Below are 22,959 nucleotides of genomic sequence, written 5' to 3'. Positions count from 1 at the left end.
CTATATCCACCCGACGGGGGCCGCAATCGGCCTTGTCTGCCGTGATGGGGTCATTTATCCCGATGTTCACCAACTTAGCGGGAGGCATAGATGACCAAGCTCGACAAATCCCGGCTGCCCAGCCGATACGTGACAGAAGGTCCGGCCCGCGCGCCGCACCGTTCCTACCTCTATGCCATGGGGATCTCGGAAGAAGAGATTCACCAGCCGCTGGTCGGGGTCGCGACCTGCTGGAACGAAGCCGCACCCTGCAACATCGCGCTGAGCCGCCAGGCCCAGGCCGTCAAGGGCGGCGTGAAAGAGGCCCACGGCACGCCGCGTGAATTCACCACGATAACCGTGACTGACGGTATCGCCATGGGCCACGAGGGCATGCGCTCCTCTCTGGCCTCGCGCGAAGCCATCGCCGACACGGTCGAGCTGACCATGCGCGGCCATTGCTACGACGCGATCGTCGGCCTTGCGGGCTGTGACAAGTCGCTGCCGGGCATGATGATGGCCATGGTGCGTCTGAACGTGCCGTCCGTCTTTATCTATGGCGGGTCGATCCTGCCGGGCAAGGCGCCCCAGGTCGACGAGATCCCCGAGGACTTCCGCACCCGCGACCTGACCGTGCAGGACATGTTCGAGGCCGTCGGGCGTCACCAGAACCAGGAATTGTCGGACGCTGCGCTCGACATGCTGGAGCGTGTGGCCTGCCCGTCGTCGGGCGCCTGCGGCGGCCAGTTCACCGCCAACACCATGGCCTGTGTCTCCGAAGCGATCGGCCTGGCGCTGATGAATTCGTCGGGGATGCCCGCCCCCTACGAATCCCGCGACCAGTACGGCGAGGCCTCGGGCCGCGCGGTCATGAACCTGATCGAGAAGAACATCCGCGCCCGTGACGTCGTCACCCGCGAGTCGCTGGTCAACGCGGCCCGTGTTGTCGCCTGCACCGGCGGGTCGACCAATGCCGGGCTGCACCTGCCTGCCATCGCCCACGAGGCCGGGATCGACTTCGATCTCGACGATGTGTGCGAGATCTTCCGCGACACGCCCTATTTCGTGAACCTCAAGCCCGGCGGCGATTACGTGGCCAAGGACCTCTTCGATGCGGGCGGTATCCCCGTCGTGCTGAAGGAGCTGGACAAGGCCGGGCTGATCTACCGCGACTGCATGACCGCCTCGGGCTATTCCATCGGCGAGGAGATCGACAAGATCACCCGCAAGGCCGACGGCAAGATCATCCATTCCATCGACACCCCGATCACCAAGACCGGCGGCGTCGTGGGCCTGAAGGGCAATCTCGCCCCCGAGGGTGCCATCGTGAAGGTCGCCGGGATGAGCGAAGCCGAGCAGAAGTTCACCGGCCCCGCCCGCGTCTTCGAATGCGAAGAGGATGCCTTCGAGGCCGTCCAGAAGCGCGAATACAAGGAAGGCGAAGTGATCGTCATCCGCAACGAGGGCCCCGCTGGCGGCCCCGGCATGCGCGAGATGCTGGCCACCACCGCCGCCCTTTCGGGCCAGGGCATGGGCAAGAAGGTGGCGCTGATCACCGACGGCCGGTTCTCCGGCGCGACCCGTGGTTTCTGTGTCGGCCATGTCGGCCCCGAAGCGGCACATTGCGGACCGATCGCCCTGCTGAAGAACGGCGACATGATCACCATCGACGCGGTCAGCGGCACCATCGACGTGGATGTCAGCGACGAAGAGATGGAACAGCGCAAGGCGGATTGGTCCGGCCCGCGTGAAACGATCTATGCCTCCGGGTCGCTGTGGAAATACGCACAGCTTGTCGGCAAGACCTACCTGGGCGCGGTGACGCATCCGGGTGGCAAGGCTGAAAAGCATGTCTACGCCGATCTCTGATCGACATGACGGGGCCGGGAGCCGAAAGGGCCTCCCGGCCTTGCTCTTTGCGGCTGCGCTTGTCCTGACAGGCGGCTGCCTGCCCGACGTGCAGGGCATCGAGACCGGGCAGGAAGGGGCGAAGGCCAAGCCCACCCTGTCCGGCCTGCTCCGCCCCCGCGGCGTCGCGCCGCTGAAGGAGGCACGGCTGGCCAGTGGCCAGATCGTGATCCAGGGGCCCGCAGGATATTGCATCGACGGTGGATCGCTCAGATCGGGCGGCAAGCGGCAATTCGCGCTGCTGGCGCAATGCGACCTGCTGCGGTCGGGCGAGGTGAGCGGCGTCAGCTCTCTCTCGGTGCTGACCGCATCCGTCGTGCAGATCGACGGGGATACCCCCCTGCCCTCGGCGGACAGCCTGGTCGCGTCCTTCGGTCCGGCGCCGATGATGTTCTATTCCGTGGAAAGCGGCATCGCGATGGTACAGCTGGGCGAAGGCGGCGATCACGCGACCGACTTGGCCGATCCTGTGCATTGGCGCGGCGTGATGCATCTGAACGGCCATGCCGTGGGGCTGGCGGCCTATTCGACCCCCGGTGGCGCGGCGACGACGATGCAGGGCCGCAACCTGCTGATGCGCTTTGCCGACAAAATCCGCGCGGCATCCGAAAGCGGCGCGAAGGCCGAACTCGCCACGCAGAACGAAACGCCGCCCGAAACTGACGCAGCCAGCGACAAAAACGACTGATTTCTTCCATTCAACGTTTTGGGCATCCACCAAAGCGTGCCATAAATCCGCAAGCGCCGTTCAAGAGGCCAAGAGCAAAGACGACAGGCAAGAGATGTTGAAGGCCCTGAAGCCCTATCTGCAAAGCATGCTGGCCCAGCGGGAAATGACCTTCTGGAGCGACCGCGCCAAACGCGCCCGCAAGATGGACCTGCCGACGCTGCGTGACAGCCGGAACAAAGCCCGCGCGCTGAAGACCCAGCTGGACGACCTGCTATACGTGGCCGAGGGGCGGCTGGCGCTGCCCATGGAAGGGCTGAACATCTTTCCCACCCCCCACGGCACCGACTGGTCCTGGCGGCCCGAGCTGTGGCGCGGGCCCCTGCCGGTCAAGGGGCTGGCATCCGTGCCCAGCCAATCCAAGCTGGGCGAGGAGATCACGCTCTTCCACGATTGCAATTATTCCGAGCTGAGCCTGCGCCAGCTGAGGAACCGCCGGGAGGAAGACCTGGCGCCTTATGGCCTGCGGATGGACGTTTTCGCCTTTGACGGATCGTTCCTGTCGCTGGTGATCAACCTGCCCAAGGACGCGATCACGGGGCTGACAAAGTCCCACCTGATCCGCGTCTCGGCCATCGTCGAGACCGAAAAGCCGCTCGAGATCTTTGGCCGTCTGAACGTGGTGCACGGGCCGAACACCGAACAGGTCGTTCGCGAATTGCCACTGAACCAGAAGGAAGTCGTCGTCGAATTCGACATGGCTTACACCAACCTGAACGAGAAACGGGTCGAGAAAGCCTGGCTCGATCTGATCTTCGAAGGCCCCGAGATGAACCAGGTGGTGGTGCGGGACCTGACCTTTGCCCGCTGCCCGCGGGCGGAAATGTGAGGGGGAACGATGAGCGTTCTGAAGGTGAACAAGACCCGGCTGGCCAATGGCGTCTGGGAGGGCGTGATCTCGGACGTGCCATCGGGCGTCACACCCGGCATCGAGGTGCAGTTCCGTGACCGCCCGTTGGAAGACATCACGGTCACCCCGGCGGCGGACGGGCTATGGCAGCTGAAATTCTCGATTCCCCCGCAGATGGTGAGTGATGGAATTCAGACAATCTCCATCCTCGAACAGAATACCGGAGAGGTCATCGACAGTTTCGCCATCATCGCCGGAGAGGTCGCCGACGAAACAATCCGGGCCGAGATCGACCTGTTGCGCGAGGAACTGGACCTGCTGAAGCGGGCATTTCGTCGACATTGCGTCGAAACCGCCTAGATCGGGCGAAATGTGGCAGGAAACGGCTTGTTTCCCTGTTTCCAGCGGACGAACGATCCAGACAATACCCTTCAATTGACGATCAGCTGCCGCCTTTGTGCCTGATTTGCCCCCGATAACCTGATGCCAACGAGAATGGAACTTGAGGCAGAAAGGTTAGGGAAATGGACCGTCTGACAGAAATGGAAGCTTTCGCGACGGTCGTGGATCAAGGTGGGTTCACCGACGCGGCCAAGAAGATGGGGATTTCGAAATCCGCTGTCTCGAAACACGTCTCCTCGCTCGAGGCACGTCTGGGGGCCCGTCTGCTGAACCGCACGACCCGCCGCGTCTCACCGACCGAGATCGGACTTGCCTATTACGACCGGGCCCGCCGCGTCCTGAACGACGCCGGAGAGGCCGACGCACTGGTCACCTCGATGCAATCTGCGCCCTCAGGCCTGCTGCGCATCTCGGTCGCCACGGATTTCGGGGTCAATCATCTGAGCCCGGTGCTGGGTGAATTCCTGGCCGAATTCCCGGACATCACCGTCAACATGGTGCTGAACAACCGCTACGTCGAACTGATCTCGGAAGGTTTCGACATGGCCATCCGCATCGGCGAGCTGGAAGACAGCACCCTGCGGGCCCGCAAGCTGACCGAGACCGCCAAGCGCATGATCGCCAGCCCGGAATACTTCGAGAAATACGGCCGCCCGCAGAAGATCGACGATCTGAACGATCACAAACTGCTGCATTATTCCTCGCAGGCCTCCGGCAACGTCTGGAAGCTGACCGCGCCTTCGGGTGAAAAACGCCAGGTGCGCACCGCCGGCTGGCTGAGCGTGAATGACGGGCAATCCCTGCTGAACGCCGCGATTTCGGGCCTCGGCATCGCCTACCTGCCCTCGTTCCTCTATGCGGATGCGATGGATCAGGGGCTGGTGATCGACGCGATCCCCGATCTGCCGGTCGAAACTCAGGGCATCTACGCTGTCTACCCGCCGGGCCGGTTCACCCAGCCCAAGGTTCGCGCCTTCATCGATTTCCTTGTCCGGAGCTTTGCCGAAAAAGGCCCCGACAAGTGGTGAGACACCTCACCGATTGAGTTTCCTTCCCCCCCGCCTGTTCGTCAGGCTACCTGAGCCCGGCCCTTCGCCGGGCCTTTCTTTTTTGAACTGTTTCCTGGTTAGGCCTGTGGCCAGTGACCGCCTACTCGGCCGCCAGCAAGATCGCCTCGACCCGACGGTTCATCTCGCGTCCGTCCGGGGTCAGGTTGCTGGACAGCGGCGCGAGATAGCCGGTGCCGTGGGCCGTGACCTGTTGGCCAGATACTCCGTAGCGGTTCAGCAGAGTCGCCCGTACCGATGCCGCCCGCCGCCGCGACAAGGCGATATTGGCATCGAGCGACCCGACCGCATCGGTATGTCCGACGAGCGCGATGATGCGGGCCGGGTTCCCCTTCAGGAACTCCGCCAGGGTGGCGAGGCTCTGCGATTCCCGGTCGGTCAGTTCATCGGCACCGGAGGCGAATTCGAGGTCCGACAGAACCACGTGGCCGGTGCGCCGCAACCGGTCGATCAAACCTGCCGCCGCGACGGTGGACGGGCCAGGTGCCGTCTGTGCGACCGGGGTTTCGCCGACGGCCTTGGTCTGGGCGGGCTGACCCGGATCGGCAACGACGACATCGTAGACCTGGACAAAGCCGCGCGCCCGGCCTCGGCTGACCAGGATGTAGACATATTCGGTCGTCCCCCCGGCCTCGCGCTTTGCCGTCAGGACACGGAAATCGAACAGGTCCACGTACATTTCGGGCGCCGGCAGGACCGGGATCTCATAGCGGAAATCATAGCCCCCACAGGCCGCGGCCGCACAATCCAGGATGATCTCGTACTCCTGGGCGTCCAACTCCCGCCGCAGGGGGCGCAGGATCTGCAAGGTCGTCATGCCGGACGACCCGATCTCCCAACTGCGGCGGCGCAGCTGGCCCTCGACCTCGATCTGCGGCAGGCTTCCGTCCATGTACCGGCCCAGCGGCAGCACCACGGATGCCGCCGGGCTGGTTGTTTCGAACAGCGCGGTCGCGGTGCCGGGAAGCGCCGTCGGCTCGTAGGCGCGCGCGGCACCGGCCAGTACGCAGCCCCCCAGCAAAAGCCCGACCGCTAACCGCATCCGTTCAGCGGGCCTGCGCGTGGTAGTCGTCGTTGGGGCGCATATCCGTGGAACTGGCCACCCGGTTGGTCATGTTGAAGAACGCGGCCACGTTGATGATGTCCCAGATGTCGCGGTCGCTGAACCCGACATCACGCAGCTTCTGCCGATCGGATTCTTCGACAGCGCTGCTTTCCTTGGTCACCAGGGCCGCGAAATCCAGCATGGCGCGTTGCTTAGGGTCCAGGTCGGCGACCTTGTAGTTCATCACCATCATCTCGCCCAGCTTGGGATCGCCAGACAATTCGCGCACTGCCGCACCATGGGCGGTCAGACAGTAGAAGCAGCGGTTGATCGAGGACACGACCACCGCGATCATCTCGCGCTCAAGCTTGCTGAGGGTGCTGTCGCCCAACATCAGGTCGTTGTAGAGCGCGGTAAAGGCGTTCAGCTTGTCGATGTCGAAGGCATGGGCGCGCAGCACGTTCGGCACCATGCCCAGCTTGTCCATGCAGATGTCGAAATACTTCTGCGTCTTCTCGGGCAACGGATCGACCATGGGCAGGTCGAGTGCGGTCGGCATGTCCGAACGTGTCATCTCAGCTCTCCTTGATACGGTAGTGATGGCCGCCCGCGCGCTCCATCCCGAGCCCGGTATAAAGCGCATTGGCGGCCGTGTTCGCCTCGGTGCAGAGGACGCAGAAATGGCTCGCGCCGTTCTTCTGCGACCATTGCGCGGCCTGGATCGTCATCGCACGGCCCATGCCCGCCCGGCGAGAGGCCGGAATGACCTCCAGCGCGTGCATGACACCGATGTCCTTCGACACAGCCACGAAACAGGTGCCACCGGGCGAATTTTCGTGCCGTCCTATCAGCGCCGTCTTCGGCTCCACCGCGCGTTCCATCACGGCGATACGATCCGCGCCAATGCCGCCGTCGCGCCAGAATTCCAGCTGGATCGCCAGAGGCTCCCAGACGGCAAGACAGGATTGTTCGACGTCGTGGTCCATTTCCGCCAGCACGGCAATGTCGCAGGCATAGACATGGGTCGGATCGACAACGCCATAGCCGCGCGCGGCCAGCAGGTTGTCCAGATCGCCGTCCCCGTCGCGGATCTGAAACAGCGGCGTCTGTCCCAGATCGTACATACGGGTTTCCGCCACCGCGATCTCTTCGTCGGTAACACCGGCGCTGGCCGTCGCGGCGGTGACGCGTTTGCCTCCGCCATTCGACCGGCGCAGGGTCACGTGACCAAGGTCGATCTTTTCCTCGGGCGCCCAGGTGGCCTCGGACGCGTCCAGGTAAGACAGGTAATCAGGCATCGGGAAAGACCTCGGACAGTTTCGTCATCGCTTCGGCCACAAGCGCCGGGTCCGACCCGCGCACCACCACGTTGGCCCCGAAAACACCGTTGGACTGAAAGGGGTAGGACCCGAAGGACAGGTCGGGGTAAGTCCCCGCAAGGTCGCGCAGCGGGCCGGCAATGTCACCTTCACCGCGCATGATGCGCAGGGTCTGGCTGGTGAGCGGCGTGCCCCCGGTCAGGGTCGGCAGGACGGAGGCGACCATCGCCTCGAAGACCGCGGGCACCCCGGCCATCACGTGCACATTTTCCACGGTGAACCCCGGCGCGGTCGAGACCGGGTTGTCGATCAGCGCGGCGCCATCGGGGATACGGGCCATGCGCAGCCGCGCCTCTGTCACTTCGATGCCGCGTTTGCCATAGGCATCTTCCAGCAGCTTGCGGGCATCGTCACGCACATCGATATGGCGGCCAAAGGCCTCGGCCACGCAATCGGCGGTGATGTCGTCATGGGTCGGCCCGATCCCGCCGGAGGTAAAGACCGTGTCATAGGCCTCGGACAGGGCCTTGACCGCCGCGATGATCGCCGGGGCATCGTCGCTGACCACCCTTACTTCCTTCAGGTCGATGCCGGACTTGGTCAGCTCCCCTGCGAGGAAGTACATGTTCGCATCGCGGGTCCGGCCCGAGAGGATCTCGTCTCCGATGACCAGCATGGCGGCACTTGGGTTGGGCATCGGTCCTCCTTCGGGCGTCTTGTCTTGTGGCTGCACCACGGTATAGGCCTGCCCCATGCGCTTTCAAACCCCTCTTGTTCCGGCCCGGCTGATACGTCGCTACAAACGCTTCCTGGCCGATATCCGGCTGGACGACGGGACAGAGGTCACCGCCCATTGCGCCAATCCCGGCTCGATGATGGGGCTGAAGGACCCGGGGCTGCGCATTTGGGTCGAACCCAATGACGATCCGAAGAAAAAGCTCAAATATGGCTGGCGGCTGGTCGAACATGAGAACGGGCATTTCACCGGGGTCGATACCTCCGTCCCCAACCGTACCCTTCGTGACGCCCTGCTGGCCGGAGGGGTCGAGGCCCTGACCGGCTATGCCGAGGTGCTGCCGGAACAGAAATACGCCGAGAAAAGCCGCATCGACTTCCTGCTGCGCGATCCGGTGCGCGGCGAGGCCTATGTCGAGGTCAAGTCCGTCACCCTGTCCCGCACCCCCGGCCTGGCAGAGTTTCCCGACAGCGTGACCGCGCGCGGTGCGCGCCACATGGAGGACCTGGCGCGCATGACCGGGGAAGGGCATCGCGCCGTGGTCCTGTTCCTTGTGCAGCGCACCGATGCGGAACGGGTCTCCATCGCCGCCGATATCGACCCCGCCTATGCACGCGCCTTCGATGCCGCCCTGGCCGCAGGGGTCGAGGTGCTGTGCCTGTCGACCACGATCACGCCCGAGGAAATCGGGCTGGGCCCGGCATTGCCGTTCCAGCATACTTCCTGATCCAGCCCCGGGGGCAGCCCTCCGGCCGCAGGAATTGTGCAAGCTTTGGGCAGGTTTCACGGCGCACATAGCCGTGATGCGTCCAGCATCGCACCACGTTGAACACGGCAGAAAATTGCCTTATCTAAAGCGCTGAACCGAGGAAAGGGACACCGCTTGGACGACAAGGGCCAAATCACGCGCGACGGTATCCGCATCTACCAGGAGGCGGACTTTGCCGGGATGCACAAGGCAGGGAAGGTCGCTGCCCAGATCCTCGACGAACTGGCCGAGCATGTCTTTCCCGGACAGACCACCGCAGAGATCGATCGCCTGATCGAGGAAAAGGTCAACGCCGCCGGCGCGACCTCGGCCACGATCGGTTACAAGGGGTATCAACATGCCTCCTGCATCTCGATCAACCACGTGGTCTGCCACGGTATCCCCGGCGACAAGAAGCTGAAGGACGGCGATATCCTGAATATCGACGTCACGGTCATCGTCGATGGCTGGTACGGCGATACCAGCCGCATGTACGTGGCCGGGAAACTGTCCCGCAAGGCCGAGCGGCTGATCGACGTCACCCACGAGGCGCTGATGCGCGGGATCGAGGTGGTGAAACCCGGCAACACGTTCGGCGATATCGGCTATGCCATCCAGACCTTCGTCGAGGCGAACCGCATGTCCGTCGTCCGCGATTTCTGCGGCCATGGCCTGGGCACCGTGTTCCATGCCCCGCCCAACGTCCTGCATTACGGCCGCCCCGGCACCGGTCCGGTGCTCGAGGAAGGCATGTTCTTCACAATCGAACCGATGGTGAACCTGGGCCGCCCCGAAACCAAGGTCCTGTCGGACGACTGGACCGCCGTGACCCGGGACAAGTCGCTGTCGGCGCAGTTCGAGCATTCCGTCGGCGTTACCGCCGATGGCGTCGACATCTTCACCCTGTCGCCCGCCGGAAAATTCCACCCGACCTACGGCTGACACGGCCATTGCGGCACCTGTCCGACCCGTTTCCTGCGCATTGCCATGGCCGCTGGTCCGCGACCGCAGGTTCCGGGTCGTTTGCCCGTACCCGCTCATGATCTGACCCGACCTGTCTTCACAGGAAAGGACAAGACATGCGTTTCGACAACAAGACCATCATCATCACCGGCGCGTCCTCCGGCATCGGCGCGGCCACGGCGCGCCACCTCGCACGCGAGGGCGCGAACCTGGTGCTCACGGCCCGCGGGGCGGAGCGGCTGAACGCCTTGGCGGGTTCCCTGAGCGGCGCGCGGGGGCGCATCATCGCGCGCGCCGGCGATGTCACCGATGCCGACCACATGACAGCCCTGGCCACATTGGCGGAGGCTGAATTCGGCGGGTTGCACGGCGCGTTCAACAATGCGGGCACCACCGGGGACGGAAAGCCCGTCATCGACACGGACAGCGCGGGCTGGGACGCGGTCATCGCCACGAACCTGAAAGCCGCGCATATCGCGGCCCGCACTCAGGCGCCTTTGCTGGCGACATCCGGGGGCGGGTCATTGCTCTTCACCGCGTCCTTCGTCGGACCGGAGCTGGGCCTGCCCGGCATGGGCGCCTATGCCGCCGCGAAGGCCGGCGTGACCGGCCTCGTCAAGGTGCTGGCGGTAGAATTGGGCACGCAGAACGTCCGGGTGAACGCGATCCTGCCCGGCGGCACGAAAACCGCCATGGCAGGGGACGATCCGGCCTTTCACGACTGGGCCGCGCAATTGCACGCGCTCAAACGTCTTGCCGAGCCTGAGGAGATCGCCGCCGTCGCAGCCTTCCTGCTGTCGGACGAGGCAAGCTTTGTCACCGGCGCGTCGATCCTGGCCGATGGGGGCAATTCGGTCTGCACGACCTGAGCCCATCCGGGCCGCGCGCGGAAAGCGATCCCCGGGTCAGGCCCGGGGATCGCATCTAATATCAGCCGATCAGGCGGCTTCCAGCATCAGGGCGATGCCCTGCCCCACGCCGATGCACATGGTGCAGACGGCGCGCTTTGCCCCCATGTGCCCCATGGAGATACCGGCGGTCAGCGCAAGACGCGCGCCGGACATGCCCAGCGGGTGGCCAAGCGCAATCGCGCCGCCATTGGGGTTCACGTGATCCGCATCGTCGGGCAGGCCCAGCTGACGGGTCACGGCCAGGCCCTGCGCGGCGAAAGCCTCGTTCAGCTCGATCAGGTCGATGTCGCCGATCGAGGTGCCGGTCATCGCCATCAGCTTTTCCGTCGCCGGAGCCGGGCCGATGCCCATGATCCGTGGCGGCACGCCGGCAGTGGTCATCGCGGTGATGCGCGCCAGCGGCTTGAGGCCGTATTTCTCGACCGCGGCAGCAGAGGCGACGATCACGGCGCACGCCCCGTCATTCACACCCGATGCATTGCCGGCCGTCACCGACCCGCCCTCGCGGAACGGCGCGGGCAACTTGCCCAGCTTTTCCATCGTCGTGGCGCGGGGATGTTCATCGGTATCCACCACGATCGCGTCGCCCTTGCGCTGCGGAATGGTGACCGGCGCGATTTCCTCGGCCATGCGGCCAGAGCTGATCGCGGCCGCCGCACGATCCTGCGACCGCAGGGCAAAGGCATCCTGATCTTCGCGGCCGATCTGGAATTGCTCGGCCACGTTTTCAGCCGTCTCGGGCATGGAATCGGTGCCGAAATGCTTGTGCATCGCCTTGTTGACGAAGCGCCAGCCGATGGTCGTGTCGTAGATCTCGGCCTTGCGGGAAAACGCGCTGTCGGCCTTCGGCATGACCAGCGGTGCGCGCGACATCGACTCGACCCCGCCCGCGATCACGATCTCGGCCTCGCCGGTCTTCACCGCGCGGGCGGCGGTGCCCACGGCATCCAGACCGGACCCGCAGAGGCGGTTGATCGTCATGCCCGGCACGTCCTCGCCCAGACCTGCCAGCAGCGCCGCCATGCGGGCCACGTTGCGGTTGTCTTCACCGGCCTGGTTGGCACAGCCCATCATGACCTCGTCGACGCGCAGCCCGGCATATTTGCCGACCAGTTCGCGCATCACGTGGGCCAGCATGTCATCGGTGCGCACCGAAGCGAGGCTTCCGCCATAGCGCCCGATCGGCGTCCGCAACCCGTCGCACAGAAAAGCCTCGGTCATCTGATGTCCTCCTTGATCAAGTTGCGCGCAAATTGCGCAATACTAACCGGGGGGTCAAGCGAACTTGGAAGGCAATTCCGCCATGCGGTTGCACCGGACGCATGGCCGCCGATCAAGATCCTTGATTTCACGGCGAAAGAGGCACAGGCTGAGATCATGACGGTTCACACCCCCACCCCGTTTTCCTCGGCGCCGGAGCGCGTCTCTTTCCACAGGACAGAGCTGAACGTGATCCTGTCGCTCTATGGTCGCATGGTCGCGGCGGGCGAATGGCGCGATTACGGGATTTCCTCGCTGTCGGACATGGCGGTCTTTTCGGTCTTCCGGCGGACGGCGGAAAACCCGCTCTACCGGATCGAGAAGCGACCCAAGCTGCGGATGAAACAGGGCATGTATTCGGTCGTCGGGATGGACGGCCAGATCCTGAAGCGCGGCGGCGACCTCAAGACGGTGCTGCGCGTGCTGGAACGCAAGCTGATCCGCGCGGTCGAGTGACCGCGCCTAGCCCAGAGCCAGACGCCGCTGCCCCGTGACCGGCCCGTCGCTGACCGCGATCCTGTCGATGGCGGCCTTCATATCCTCGTAGGCCACGGCCATGTCCCGCGCATTGGCATGGAGGATGCGGCCATCGCCAACCACCCAGGCCACGTGCCTTTTCCAGAAGATCAGGTCGTTGCGTTGCAGGGGGGCGTCCTCGGGCAATGCCACACCCAGCTCCGTGGCTTGCTGGTCGCTGTCGCCCGGACAGGCGATCCCGCAGGCCAGGCAGGCCGCCTGGACCAGCCCCGAACAATCGATGCCGAAGCCGCTATTCCCGGCCCAGAGGTAGGGCACGCCAAGGTAGCGCTCCGCCTCTGTCACCGGGTCGGTGGCCAGCGGATCCAGCGGCATCAGGTGCGGCATCGGTACGTAGACCGCGCTGCCCGTATCCTCCGTATCGGCGGCGGGCAGGTCGATCTCGGCCCAGTCGCAATGATCGCGATGCGTCGTCGCCACGGCCACGCGGGCGCCGATCGGCATGGGGGTCGGCTCGTACCCGCACTTCAAGCGCGGTTCCGAATGCCAGTAGGTCGGGGCGATCACCCGGTGTGTCGGCACCAGCGAATAGGGCGCCAGAGCATCGCGGTCCACATAACCGACATAGCCGTCGCGCGTGGCGTAGCCGAACAGGCGCGTGCCCTCGGTGCCCAGAACCTCGAACCCTTCGCCGAATGCCAGTTCCCGGTCCTTGTTGACGCCCGTCGACCCGGCATAGATCGCGGCGACCGGCCAGCGGACGCGATGGCGCTGCGGCTCGACAAAGCTTTCGGCCTCGACCTGACCCTTCAGCGACCGGTCCGCGACCCGCCCGTTGGACCTGAGCGATCGGCGGTCGGTCACAGGCCCAGAAGCTCCGGCAGCGCCTCGAGGACGGCACGGGCGCCCTGCCCCACCCCGCCTTTCGGGCGGGCGGGCGCGGCGGCGGGTTGCCATCCATAGATGTCGAAATGGGTGTAGCGCGATGTCGTTCCTGCAAAGCGGCGCAGGAAAAGCGCCGCGGTGATCGACCCGGCAAACCCGCCCTTGGGCGCGTTGTCCAGATCGGCGATGCCCGGCTCGATCATGGGCTCGTAGGGAGCGTGGAACGGCAGGCGCCAGACCGGGTCGGCGACCTTGCCGCCGGCCCGTGCAATCGCGTCGGCGACCGCGTCATCGTCGCTGAAGAACGGCGCGATATCGGGACCCACGGCCACCCGCGCCGCGCCGGTCAGCGTCGCCATGGACAGCATCAGGTCGGGCCCGCCCTCGGCCCCGTAGGCCAGCGCATCGGCCAGGACCAGCCGTCCCTCGGCATCGGTATTGTTGATCTCGACCGTCATGCCGTTGCGCGCGGTCAGGATGTCCTGCGGGCGGAAGGCATTGCCCGACACGGCGTTTTCCACGGCCGGGATCAGCACGCGCAACTGCACCGGCAGGTCCAGCGCCATGATCATACGGGCCAAGCCCAGAACGGCGGCGGACCCGCCCATATCCTTCTTCATCAGGCCCATCGACGCAGCCGGCTTGATATCCAGGCCGCCCGTGTCGAAACAGACGCCCTTGCCCACCAGGGTCAGTTTCGGCCCGGTTTCGCCCCAGCCCAGTTCGATCAGGCGCGGCGCACGGGGCGAGGCACGGCCAACCGCGTGGATCATGGGGAAGTTGCGGCTCAACAGGTCATCGCCCCGGATCACGTCGCAGGTCGCGCCGAATTCCGTCGCCAGGCCCGCCGCGGCGTCCTCAAGCTCTTCGGGGCCCATGTCGCTGGCGGGCGTGTTGATGAGGTCGCGGGTCAGCGCTTCCCCGGCCGCGATCGCCTCGATCCGCGTGGCGTCGATGCCCTCTGGTGCGACCAGTTGCGCGCGCGCCGCGGGCTGCGTGCGGTAGCGGTCGAAGGCGTAGCCCGCCAGCAGCCAGCCAAGCACCTCTTCCTCCAGCGCGATACCGGACAAGTCGCCGGCAAGCTCATAGGAGCCCTCGGGCAGGGCCATGGCGGCGGCGGCCAGCGCAAAACGCCCGCGCGCCCGCTGCGCGGCGGTGCCGTGCCCGGCCAGCGCCATCTTGGGTGCGCCATTGCCGTCCGAGATCAGCAGGGTTTCCCCGATCCCGCCGCCAAAGCCAGACGCCTTGACCCAGGTCGCCACGTTGCTCGCCTGATCCGTGATCCAGCGATCCAGCGTGTCCGGCCCCAGAACGTGCAACGGCAGGGGCTTTTCCGGATTGCGGGCGAAGGTCAGGGGCATGGTCGTCTCCTTGGCTGATGCCGGCAGAGCCTATCCCCTTCATTGGGCGCTGCAAGCGCTTAACGCGCGCATCCGCCCATGCCTGTCCGTGTCAGATCGGATGATGTGTCAGACGGGTACGTCCTGCATGTCCCAGATCGCGGTCAGCGACCGTTCCCCGATCCGCAGCAGGCGCGACAAGGTCGCGGCCAGCGCCACCGCGTCCCGCGCGTCGATGCAACGGGTCACGTCGCCGGCAACACGCGACAGGTCGTTCATGCCGATCTGATCCGCGATCCCGGTCAACGACCGCGCGGCCTTTCGCATTTCGACCAGCTTGTGCTGGCGGAACAATCGTTCCGTATGCGACAGGCGCACGGCCAATTCTTCCATCGCGCGGCAAACGACATCCTCTGCACCGGCTTCACCAAGCTGTTTGTACAGCTCTTGCAGTCGGTCGGGATCCAGCCGCACAGGTTCATCCTGCGACAAAACCCTGACGTGTTCCAAGTTACTCACCCTCAGTTCAAAATCCCACACAGGCGGTTTTGCACCCGGAGATCTTCCCAAATCCTTGCGCCACAAGGGATTACTCACTCGGATTCGGCTCAAATTCGCTTCAATGCGGGGTCTGCTGCGCTATATAGGCTGGAAACGCGAACGGCGCGTCAGGCGCGAAACTCGGAAATGGAAAGGATATCAGATGCATAACGCCAAGCCTCTGCCAAGCTACCTCGTTCAGCGATTCCACGGCTGGCAAGCCACGACGTTTTCCGAGAACCATGCCTGGTACAAACGACTTGCCGATGAAGGCCAGCGTCCGCGCGCCATGGTCATCTCCTGCTGCGACAGCCGGGTCCACGTGACCGCGATCTTCGGCGCCGACCAGGGCGAATTCTTCATCCACCGCAACATTGCCAACCTCGTCCCGCCCTACGAGCCCGACGGGAACCAGCACGGCACCTCGGCTGCCGTGGAATATGCGGTCACGGCCCTGAAGGTCGCCCATATCGTCATCGTCGGCCATTCCAATTGCGGCGGCGTGCGCGGCTGCCATGACATGTGTTCCGGCCACGCCCCCGAACTGGAGGAGAAATCCAGCTTTGTCGGTCGCTGGATGGACATCCTGCGCCCCGGCTACGAGCGCGTGAAGGACATCGAGGACGAAACCACTCGCGTTCGCGCGCTGGAAAAAGAGGCCGTTCTGACCTCTCTCCAGAACCTGATGACCTTCCCCTTCGTCGACGAAGCGGTGAAGAAGGGCGATCTGAGCCTGCACGGCCTGTGGAACGACATCGGCGAAGGCCAGCTGGAACAGTACCTGCCCAGCGAAAAGGCGTTCAAGCCGATCTGATAGATACGGTGCCGGCCCCGTTCCGACGGGGCCGGGCCATGCTGCCTTAACGCAGCACCTTGTCTTCTGGCCATTTCAGTGTGTGCGACAGGGTCACCTGCTGTTCCGCCCCCGGCGCCATGTCGAAGCGCCATTCCAGCACCCCACGCTTGCCATCGACGTTTTCCTCTGTCGGCATCGGGCTGGATTGCCACGTGATCTCAAGATCTTCCTGTTCCGAATAGGGCACCCGGTCGCGCATCCGCACGTCCCAGTCCCGGCCCGTCAGGTTGCGCAGCGTGATCTCGACCTGCTCGACCTCCTGGTTGGAGCGGGTGATGACACCGCGGTCGCCCTGCTGCCGATCCTGCACGATGCGTTCCAGGCGCAGCCCCTCGATCGGGCCAAAGGACAGCTCTGCCTCGTCCCCTTCGGCGATCAGGTCCATATAGCGCTGCCCGACGAAGGTACCGTCGAGGTAGAATTGCGCGCGGTCCGTGCCCAGGATCAGCTCTCCGGAATTGTTGGTGAACCCGGCGGTCAGATAGGCGGTGCGGTCGGCCAGCGGAATGGCCTGGGCGTAGATCTCGGGGTCCAGCTCCAGCGTGCCAAGGGCAATCTTCACCGCATCGGCCCGGTTGGCCACGCTGACGCTGTGTGGATAGCTGTAGGTGACCGACAGCCCGTCGAAAGAAGCCCCGGCCTGCACCTCTTCGGCCACGATGCTGGGTTCCGCCATCGGCGCCGCCGCATCCGCAGAGAACCGTTCCTTGCTCAGCATGCTGGGCCGCGGGGGTTCCTTGTCGAAGATACGGCGCAGCCAGGGCCAGACCTCGCCGGGTTCGCCCTGTTCGGCGGGACGCACCGTCGACAGGGTCAGGGCCACGTTGGTCCAGTTTTCGCCCGTGTCTTGCTGGATATAGGCGCCCCGGTCGATCTCCATCCCGGCGGCGTCGCCGGTGGTTAGGCGCACATCATAGGTGGGCCGCCACGCGGCATCCTCGGTCATGTAGGTCAGGCTCAGCACCCCTTCGATGGCCTCAGCGGCGCGCACGTCGACAGCCAGGTAGGCGCGTTCCTCTGCCTCGGTATCCAGCGCCTTCAGCGCCAGCTTGGCTTCGGCCAGGGCTTCGACGGCGGCCTCGACGTCGCGCTCGGCCGCGCGGGCGCGGGTTTCGGCGGCCTGGGCGTCGCGGCGGGCGGTCAGACCGACCTCTCCGATCATCTGCGCGAGGTCACGCAGGGCCTGCGGATCGGCATCGGCCAGCCCGTCCGAATCCCCGATCTTGTCGAGGAAGGCGATGCGGGACCGCGCCGCCTCTGCCTCGATCCGGATCGAGGCCACGGCATCCCGGGCCACCTCGACGGCGCGTTCCAGCCGCTCGACCTCGGCCTCGGCGGCTTCGATGGCGGCGTTGACCTCGGGCGTGCGCGGCGGGGTGAAATCGTCACGATAGCGGATCGCACCGATGGTCAGGCCGGGCGCGGACAGGCGCAGGCTGGCCGGGTCGATCAGCGGCATGTCCGTCAGGATCAGCTGATGCTGCCCCGCCGGTACGGCGAAATCCCCCTCCCGCGTCAGCGTGGCGCCCTGGGGAAACACGGTGACCGACGTCACCTCGCTGTCGACGGGCAGGTCATCGGCCCAGAGCGCGGCCGGTATGGCCAGCAGGGACAGGGCAAGAAGGGACGAACGCATGGCAACCTCATGGTAAAGACTTTGCGCGAACTCTGGCCCATCCCCGTCGGGGGGCCAAGTGACATGTCCCGTCATCCCCCCGGCTGGGCGAAAATCGGCAGGGCTACGATAACCCTTCGTTAACCTTAAGTAGTGAATAGTTAGGGTATGGAACTTACTGAATTAACGCTCAAATTACCGCCCGATAGGATCCGGGCGCTCAATCAGATGGCGGCCGAGCGCGATGTGACAGTGGGCCAGCTTCTGCGGGACACGATCGATCGGGAATTGCACCTGTCAAGACCGGCCCGTGCCATCCCGCCCCTAAGCAAAGAACGGCTCTCCGCGCCTGTGCAGTCGGTACTCGCTGCCGTCTTTTCGGATGCTAGCGACTGGACCGATCTGCAGGATCGTCTACGGCTCAAGGGATTCGAACTGCAGATGGATCACGGAACGATGACCCTGTACCGCTGGCCTCGCAGGGAACCGATCTGCCCAGCCGCCGATGCCGGTTTCAGCGCAGACCTGTTACAAAGCCGCTTCCAGCACCCGGTCCAGGTGGCGGACAGCGCAACGGAATCCCCAAAGAAAACGGGCGGCCCACACCGACCGCCCGTCTTGAGAACCCTCAAGGTCTCAGCGAGCGCTTAACCCTTCTTCAGGACCCGCTTGCCCAGCGTCTCGGCGATCTGCACGGCGTTCAGGGCCGCGCCCTTGCGCAGGTTGTCCGACACGCACCACATGTTCAGGCCGTTTTCGATCGTCACGTCCTGGCGCAGGCGGCTGATGAAGGTGGCGAAGTCGCCGACGCATTCGATCGGGGTGACGTAGCCACCGTCCTCGCGCTTGTCGATTACCATGATGCCCGGCGCCTCGCGCAGGATGTCGCGGGCCTCGTCCTCGTCGAGGAAGTCCTCGAATTCGATATTGATCGATTCCGAATGGCCGACGAAGACCGGCACGCGCACGCAGGTCGCGGTGACCTTGATCGACGGGTCGAGGATCTTCTTGGTCTCGGTGACCATCTTCCATTCTTCCTTGGTGTCACCGGAATCCATGAAGACGTCGATATGCGGGATCACGTTGAAGGCGATCTGCTTGGGATAGACCTTCGCCTCGTAATCGTCGGTCGGGTTGTAGATCGACTTGGTCTGGTCCCAGAGCTCGTCGATGGCGTCCTTGCCCGAGCCGGAAACGGCCTGGTAGGTCGAAACCACGACGCGCTTGATCTTGGCGCGGTCATGCAGCGGCTTAAGCGCCACGACCATCTGCGCGGTCGAACAGTTCGGGTTCGCGATGATGTTCTTCTTGGAATACCCGTCGACGGCCTCCGGGTTGCATTCCGGCACGACCAGCGGAACGTCCGGGTCGTAGCGGTAGAGCGAGGAGTTGTCGATCACGACACAGCCAGCCGCAGCAGCCTTGGGCGCGTATTCCTTCGTCGGGCCGGAGCCGACGGCGAACAGGGCGATGTCCCATCCGGTGAAGTCGAAAGTGTCCAGGTCCTGGGTCTTGAGGGTCTTGTCGCCGAATGTGACCTCGGTCCCCAGCGACCGGCGCGAAGCCAGCACTGCAATCTCATCGACGGGAAATTCCCGCTCCGCGAGGATATTCAGCATTTCGCGGCCCACATTGCCCGTGGCACCCGCGACGACGATCCTATAGCCCATCTGGAAAACTCCTTTCACTTTGGGTTGCGCGGCTATAGCGCAGCCACACATGGGGTGCAAAGCGTAATCCGATGATACGAGGTATCAAGGCACCTGTTTCGATCAGTCCGTGCGGTCCCGCACGAACAGGTAGACCGACAGGCCGATCAGCTGCGTGATCGTGTAGTAGAAAAAGATCGACTGGAACGGGTCCGAGGGCTGAGCCGCGCCGATCACCGCGTCATCGTAGATGCGCCCGGTGATGATCTGCGCCACCCCCGCACCGCCGATGCCGCACAGGTTGATCAGCGTGACCCCACGCCCGACCAGGTGCGGCGGAAAGAACGCCCGCCCATGGGCCATGATCATCGGGTAGTTCCCCAGGATGAATCCGACCCCGCAGAACAATGCCACCGCCAACCAGAAGCTGTCGGGCACGTGCAGCGTCAGCGCCAGGCAGAACAGGGCCGACCCACCGACAGCAACGACGTTGATCCATTTGCGGGTGCCCAGCAGCCGGTCCGCCGGCCCGTAGACCAGCGATCCGGCGATCATGGCCGACCCCATCAGCAGGGTGACGATCCCGATCAGCCGCGCATCGGCCGCAAAGACTTCGGCAAAATACGGGCCCGACCACAGGCCACGCAGCCCGCCCGAGGGCGCATAGGCCACCAGCATCATCAAGTAGATCGGCCAGACCGCCTTGATCTTCAGCACGTCCAGAAGGCTGCCCGATGGCCCGCCCTCGACCGGCGGCGGGTCGATCACCCAGCGGAAGAGGCCAAGCGCGATGGCCACGCAGAAGACCCCCATGACGATCATCGACCCGCGCCACCCGATCGCTTCGACCGCCAGCGCCATTGGCAGCGATCCCGCCAGGTTGCCCGACTGGCCGACTGCCAGGATCAGCGCCGCGAAGGTCGCGAACTTGGCCGCCGGAAAGACCCGCGCCAGGATGTAGTAGGACGCCATCAGCACCGGCGAACACCCGACACCGATCAGCCCCATGGCCACGACGATATGCCAGGGCGCGGTGGCCAGCGCGAACAGGGCCGATCCGCCGCCGCCGCCCAGCAACAGCAGCCACCCGGCCGTGCGGCGTGGCCCGATCCGGTCCAGCGCCCAGCCCACGGGGATCTGCATCGCGGCAAAGATCAGGAACCACATGCCCGCCGCCAGCGACAGGTCCGCCGGGTCCGCCCCGATATCGCGGTCCAGGACATTGGTCAGCACCGGCAGGAAGGACCGGAAGAACTGGCTCAGCACATAGGCGAGGATCAGCAGGACGAAATCAAAGCGCAACGGCGTGTTCCCGAACAGGCACCGGCCCCGCAGGGCCGATGGAAAACGGCGGTGTCAGCCCGCTCAGATGCAGCGACCGCCATCCACGGGAAGGCAGATGCCGGTGACCAGGCCGGCCTCGTCCGAACACAGGTACAGCGCTGCGTTGGCGATATCCAGCGGGGTGGACAGGCGCCCCATCGGGATGGACGAGACGAACTTCGTCCGCATCTCCGGCGTGTCTTCGCCCATGAATTGCGGCAGCAGCGGGGTTTCCCCGGCCACCGGGTTGACCGCGTTGACCCGTACGCCGAAGGGCGCAAGCTCGATCGCCATCGCCTGGGTCGCGGTCATCATCCAGCCCTTGGAGGCGTTATACCAGTTCAGGTTCGGACGCGGAGAGATCCCGGCCGTGGACGAGATGTTCAGGATCGCCCCGCTGCCCCGCGCCTTCATCGCCGGCACCAGCGCCTTGGCGGTCAGGAAGACGGATTTGGCGTTGATCGTCAGGACGCGGTCGAATTCTTCCTCGCTGACATCCTCCATCGGCTTGGGCAGGTGGGTGACGCCGGCATTGTTGACCAGGATATCGACCTGGCCCCAGGCGTCATTCGCCTTGTCGACCATGGCGTTCACGCTGGCCGCATCGGCCACGTCGACCTGCGCGGCGATCCCGCCGATATCCTTGGCCACCTTCGCGGCGGCATCGCCCTGGATATCCGCGATCATGACCTTGGCGCCCTCTTCGGCAAAGCGGCGCGCGATCCCTTCGCCAAAGCCCTGGGCCGCGCCCGTGACGATGGCCGTCTTACCCTGCAATCTCATCTCGTCCTCCCTCGTGACCGGCTCGACTGTTTTCCAGCACCGCCGGATTTACAAGAGCAGGAAAGCGCAGAGCCGTGCATGCGCCCCCTGCCCGTGACGCCGTGCGGCGCCGGTGAAAATGCGCCTCAGCCATGGAAGGCCGCGACCGTCTTGAGCGTGGTGAAGCCATAAAGCGCCTCGAAGCCCTTCTCGCGGCCATGCCCGGATTTGCCGATGCCGCCGAAGGGCAGTTCGACGCCACCACCGGCCCCGTAATTGTTCAGGAACACCTGGCCCGCACGGATCGCCTTGGCCATCCGCATCTGCCGGGCACCGTCCCGCGTCCAGACGCCGGCAACCAGGCCGTAATCGGTGCCGTTGGCGATCTGGACCGCCTCCGCCTCGTCATCGAATGGGATGATGACCTGCACGGGGCCAAAGACCTCGTCCTGGGCGAGCGTATGATCCGGCGCGACGCCGGAAAACAGCGTGGGCGCAACGTAATAGCCCCCATCCGGCAGATCGCCCAGCTGCGCCTGCCCGGCAATTTCAAGCCCCTCGCCACGCGCCAGGAAGCCCTCGACAAGGCCCTTCTGTTTGGCCGAGATCAGCGGCCCCGCATCCAAGTCATCCACCGCCCGGCCGACCCGCAGGGCGGCATACCGCGCGCCCATGAATTCCGCCAATTGCTCATAGAGCTTCCGCTGCACCAGGATGCGCGACGAGGCCGAACAGGTCTGCCCGCAATTCTGGATCCCCGCATTGACCAGGAACGGGAGCGCCGCCTCAAGGTCCGCATCCTCGAAGACGATCTGCGGGGATTTCCCGCCCAGTTCCAGCGTCACCGGCACCACGTTGCGCGCCGCCGCTTCCTGCACCATCGCCCCCGTCGCCACCGAACCGGTGAAAGAGATATGGTGCACGCCCGGATGCGCGGTCAGGGCCGCACCGGCCTCTGATCCAAGCCCGGGCACCACGTTCAACGCGCCTTCCGGCAGTCCCACCTGGCGCGCCAGATCGGCAAAGGCCAGGGCGGTCAGGCAGGCATCCTCGGCCGGTTTCAGCACGCAGGCATTACCGGTGGCCAGCGCCGCCCCGACGGACCGGCCGATGATCTGCATCGGGTAGTTCCACGGCACGATATGGCCCGTCACCCCGTGCGGTTCGCGCAGCGTGTAGACCGTGTAGCCGTCCAGGTAGGGGATCGTATCGCCATGCAGTTTGTCCGCCGCACCGCCGTAGAATTCCAGGTAGCGCGCCAGCGCCAGCGCATCGGCCCGCGCCTGTTTCAGCGGCTTGCCCACATCGGCGGCTTCGATCCGGGCCAGCACGTCGACCTTTTCGGCGACCAACCGGCCTAGGGCGGTCAGGATGCGCCCCCGCTCGGCTGCCGGGGTGCGACCCCAGGCGCCTTGCCAGGCCGCCGTGGCCGAGGCAACAGCCGCGTCGATATCCGCAGCCCCACCGCGCGCGATGGCGCCTATTTCCTCGCCCGTGGACGGGTCGAACAGGGGCAGCGTGGCGCCGCCCGACGGGGCGACCCATTCGCCCCCGATCAGGCATTTCGCCGGATCGAACCAGAGGTCTTGCAACATCC

At 65.1% G+C, this 22,959-nt stretch carries 24 protein-coding genes; 11 read left to right on the top strand and 13 right to left on the bottom strand.

The window, feature by feature from the left end; genetic code table 11:
• The first annotated feature begins 90 nt into the window (after window positions 1–90).
• From ilvD to ATO9_RS02090, 5 genes are all read left to right on the top strand, one after another.
• Window positions 91–1,848, top strand: a complete 1,758-nt coding sequence (ilvD, locus tag ATO9_RS02110; protein ID WP_043744379.1) for a dihydroxy-acid dehydratase — start codon at window positions 91–93, stop codon at window positions 1,846–1,848.
• A gap of 40 nt (window positions 1,849–1,888) precedes the next feature.
• On the top strand, window positions 1,889–2,575 hold the full coding sequence (locus ATO9_RS23330; protein WP_052418035.1) for a hypothetical protein: 687 nt from the start codon (window positions 1,889–1,891) through the stop codon (window positions 2,573–2,575).
• A 94-nt stretch (window positions 2,576–2,669) separates the two neighbouring features.
• The gene (locus ATO9_RS02100) at window positions 2,670–3,443 is read left to right on the top strand and encodes a DUF6478 family protein (RefSeq protein ID WP_043744376.1); all 774 of its coding nucleotides are present in this window, start codon (window positions 2,670–2,672) and stop codon (window positions 3,441–3,443) included.
• A 9-nt stretch (window positions 3,444–3,452) separates the two neighbouring features.
• Window positions 3,453–3,824, top strand: coding sequence for a hypothetical protein (locus ATO9_RS02095; protein ID WP_043744374.1), 372 nt, complete (start codon window positions 3,453–3,455; stop codon window positions 3,822–3,824).
• Window positions 3,825–3,988: 164 nt separating this feature from the next.
• Window positions 3,989–4,894 (top strand): LysR family transcriptional regulator, encoded by a 906-nt coding sequence (locus ATO9_RS02090; RefSeq protein WP_043744371.1) that lies wholly within the window; start codon window positions 3,989–3,991, stop codon window positions 4,892–4,894.
• Window positions 4,895–5,015: 121 nt separating this feature from the next.
• Here ATO9_RS02090 and ATO9_RS02085 read toward each other — a convergent pair whose 3' ends face one another.
• From ATO9_RS02085 to ATO9_RS02070, 4 genes are read right to left on the bottom strand one after another with little or no spacing between them, the layout of a single operon-like run.
• Window positions 5,016–5,975 carry an OmpA family protein gene (locus ATO9_RS02085; RefSeq protein WP_081979413.1) on the bottom strand — a complete coding sequence of 320 codons (960 nt, stop codon included), beginning with the start codon at window positions 5,973–5,975 and terminating at the stop codon, window positions 5,016–5,018.
• 4 nt (window positions 5,976–5,979) lie between these two features.
• Window positions 5,980–6,552 carry a peroxidase-related enzyme gene (locus ATO9_RS02080; RefSeq protein ID WP_043744367.1) on the bottom strand — a complete coding sequence of 191 codons (573 nt, stop codon included), beginning with the start codon at window positions 6,550–6,552 and terminating at the stop codon, window positions 5,980–5,982.
• 1 nt (window position 6,553) lies between these two features.
• Entirely contained in the window at window positions 6,554–7,276 is a 723-nt protein-coding gene (locus ATO9_RS02075) for a GNAT family N-acetyltransferase (protein WP_043744364.1), read from the bottom strand.
• Entirely contained in the window at window positions 7,269–7,994 is a 726-nt protein-coding gene (locus ATO9_RS02070) for a competence/damage-inducible protein A (RefSeq protein WP_043745512.1), read from the bottom strand. Before ATO9_RS02070 ends, ATO9_RS02075 begins: the two co-directional genes overlap by 8 nt.
• 55 nt (window positions 7,995–8,049) lie before the next feature.
• On the opposite strand from ATO9_RS02070, the gene sfsA reads away from it, so the two are divergent.
• The 3 genes from sfsA (at window position 8,050) to ATO9_RS02055 (ending at window position 10,613) form a co-directional block, all read left to right on the top strand.
• Window positions 8,050–8,760 carry a DNA/RNA nuclease SfsA gene (gene sfsA, locus ATO9_RS02065; RefSeq protein ID WP_043744361.1) on the top strand — a complete coding sequence of 237 codons (711 nt, stop codon included), beginning with the start codon at window positions 8,050–8,052 and terminating at the stop codon, window positions 8,758–8,760.
• 156 nt (window positions 8,761–8,916) lie between these two features.
• Window positions 8,917–9,723 carry a type I methionyl aminopeptidase gene (gene map / locus ATO9_RS02060; RefSeq protein ID WP_043744357.1) on the top strand — a complete coding sequence of 269 codons (807 nt, stop codon included), beginning with the start codon at window positions 8,917–8,919 and terminating at the stop codon, window positions 9,721–9,723.
• Between the two features lie 137 nt (window positions 9,724–9,860).
• Window positions 9,861–10,613 carry an SDR family oxidoreductase gene (locus ATO9_RS02055; RefSeq protein ID WP_043744353.1) on the top strand — a complete coding sequence of 251 codons (753 nt, stop codon included), beginning with the start codon at window positions 9,861–9,863 and terminating at the stop codon, window positions 10,611–10,613.
• A gap of 69 nt (window positions 10,614–10,682) precedes the next feature.
• Here ATO9_RS02055 and pcaF read toward each other — a convergent pair whose 3' ends face one another.
• Window positions 10,683–11,876 carry a 3-oxoadipyl-CoA thiolase gene (gene pcaF / locus ATO9_RS02050; RefSeq protein ID WP_043744351.1) on the bottom strand — a complete coding sequence of 398 codons (1,194 nt, stop codon included), beginning with the start codon at window positions 11,874–11,876 and terminating at the stop codon, window positions 10,683–10,685.
• Between the two features lie 156 nt (window positions 11,877–12,032).
• On the opposite strand from pcaF, the gene ATO9_RS02045 reads away from it, so the two are divergent.
• Window positions 12,033–12,371 (top strand): DUF2794 domain-containing protein, encoded by a 339-nt coding sequence (locus ATO9_RS02045; RefSeq protein ID WP_043744348.1) that lies wholly within the window; start codon window positions 12,033–12,035, stop codon window positions 12,369–12,371.
• 6 nt (window positions 12,372–12,377) lie between these two features.
• On the opposite strand, the gene ATO9_RS02040 is transcribed toward ATO9_RS02045, so the two are convergent.
• From ATO9_RS02040 to ATO9_RS02030, 3 genes are all read right to left on the bottom strand, one after another.
• Window positions 12,378–13,256 (bottom strand): C40 family peptidase, encoded by an 879-nt coding sequence (locus ATO9_RS02040; protein ID WP_043744347.1) that lies wholly within the window; start codon window positions 13,254–13,256, stop codon window positions 12,378–12,380.
• Entirely contained in the window at window positions 13,253–14,638 is a 1,386-nt protein-coding gene (locus tag ATO9_RS02035) for a leucyl aminopeptidase family protein (RefSeq protein ID WP_043744344.1), read from the bottom strand. Before ATO9_RS02035 ends, ATO9_RS02040 begins: the two co-directional genes overlap by 4 nt.
• Before the next feature lie 108 nt (window positions 14,639–14,746).
• The gene (locus ATO9_RS02030) at window positions 14,747–15,091 is read right to left on the bottom strand and encodes a hypothetical protein (protein ID WP_238318652.1); all 345 of its coding nucleotides are present in this window, start codon (window positions 15,089–15,091) and stop codon (window positions 14,747–14,749) included.
• 229 nt (window positions 15,092–15,320) lie between these two features.
• Between ATO9_RS02030 and ATO9_RS02025 the strand changes: the two genes are divergently transcribed.
• A complete protein-coding gene (locus ATO9_RS02025) occupies window positions 15,321–15,971 on the top strand; it encodes a carbonic anhydrase (RefSeq protein ID WP_043744342.1) in 651 nt (216 codons plus the stop codon).
• Between the two features lie 46 nt (window positions 15,972–16,017).
• Here ATO9_RS02025 and ATO9_RS02020 read toward each other — a convergent pair whose 3' ends face one another.
• The gene (locus ATO9_RS02020; RefSeq protein ID WP_043744340.1) at window positions 16,018–17,649 is read right to left on the bottom strand and encodes a DUF4139 domain-containing protein; all 1,632 of its coding nucleotides are present in this window, start codon (window positions 17,647–17,649) and stop codon (window positions 16,018–16,020) included.
• A gap of 147 nt (window positions 17,650–17,796) precedes the next feature.
• Between ATO9_RS02020 and ATO9_RS23325 the strand changes: the two genes are divergently transcribed.
• The gene (locus tag ATO9_RS23325) at window positions 17,797–18,279 is read left to right on the top strand and encodes a hypothetical protein (RefSeq protein ID WP_156127742.1); all 483 of its coding nucleotides are present in this window, start codon (window positions 17,797–17,799) and stop codon (window positions 18,277–18,279) included.
• Here ATO9_RS23325 and ATO9_RS02010 read toward each other — a convergent pair.
• The 4 genes from ATO9_RS02010 to ATO9_RS01995 all read right to left on the bottom strand — a co-directional run bounded on the left by ATO9_RS02010 (window position 18,276) and on the right by ATO9_RS01995 (window position 22,957).
• Complete coding sequence (locus ATO9_RS02010; RefSeq protein ID WP_043744337.1) at window positions 18,276–19,298, bottom strand: aspartate-semialdehyde dehydrogenase; 1,023 nt, start codon at window positions 19,296–19,298, stop codon at window positions 18,276–18,278. The two genes, ATO9_RS23325 and ATO9_RS02010, sit on opposite strands and share 4 nt — an antisense overlap.
• Window positions 19,299–19,400: 102 nt before the next feature.
• On the bottom strand, window positions 19,401–20,579 hold the full coding sequence (locus tag ATO9_RS02005; protein ID WP_043744336.1) for an MFS transporter: 1,179 nt from the start codon (window positions 20,577–20,579) through the stop codon (window positions 19,401–19,403).
• Between the two features lie 63 nt (window positions 20,580–20,642).
• Entirely contained in the window at window positions 20,643–21,383 is a 741-nt protein-coding gene (locus tag ATO9_RS02000; protein ID WP_043744333.1) for a glucose 1-dehydrogenase, read from the bottom strand.
• A gap of 125 nt (window positions 21,384–21,508) precedes the next feature.
• Window positions 21,509–22,957: an aldehyde dehydrogenase family protein gene (locus ATO9_RS01995; RefSeq protein WP_043744330.1), complete on the bottom strand. Its 1,449-nt coding sequence runs from the start codon at window positions 22,955–22,957 to the stop codon at window positions 21,509–21,511.
• Window positions 22,958–22,959 lie beyond the last annotated feature (2 nt).

It is taken from the genome of Pseudooceanicola atlanticus (genome assembly GCF_000768315.1).
Taxonomy (GTDB): domain Bacteria; phylum Pseudomonadota; class Alphaproteobacteria; order Rhodobacterales; family Rhodobacteraceae; genus Pseudooceanicola; species Pseudooceanicola atlanticus.
Note: the sequence above shows the minus strand (reverse complement) of the source record. Positions and strands in the feature narration are given on the sequence as shown.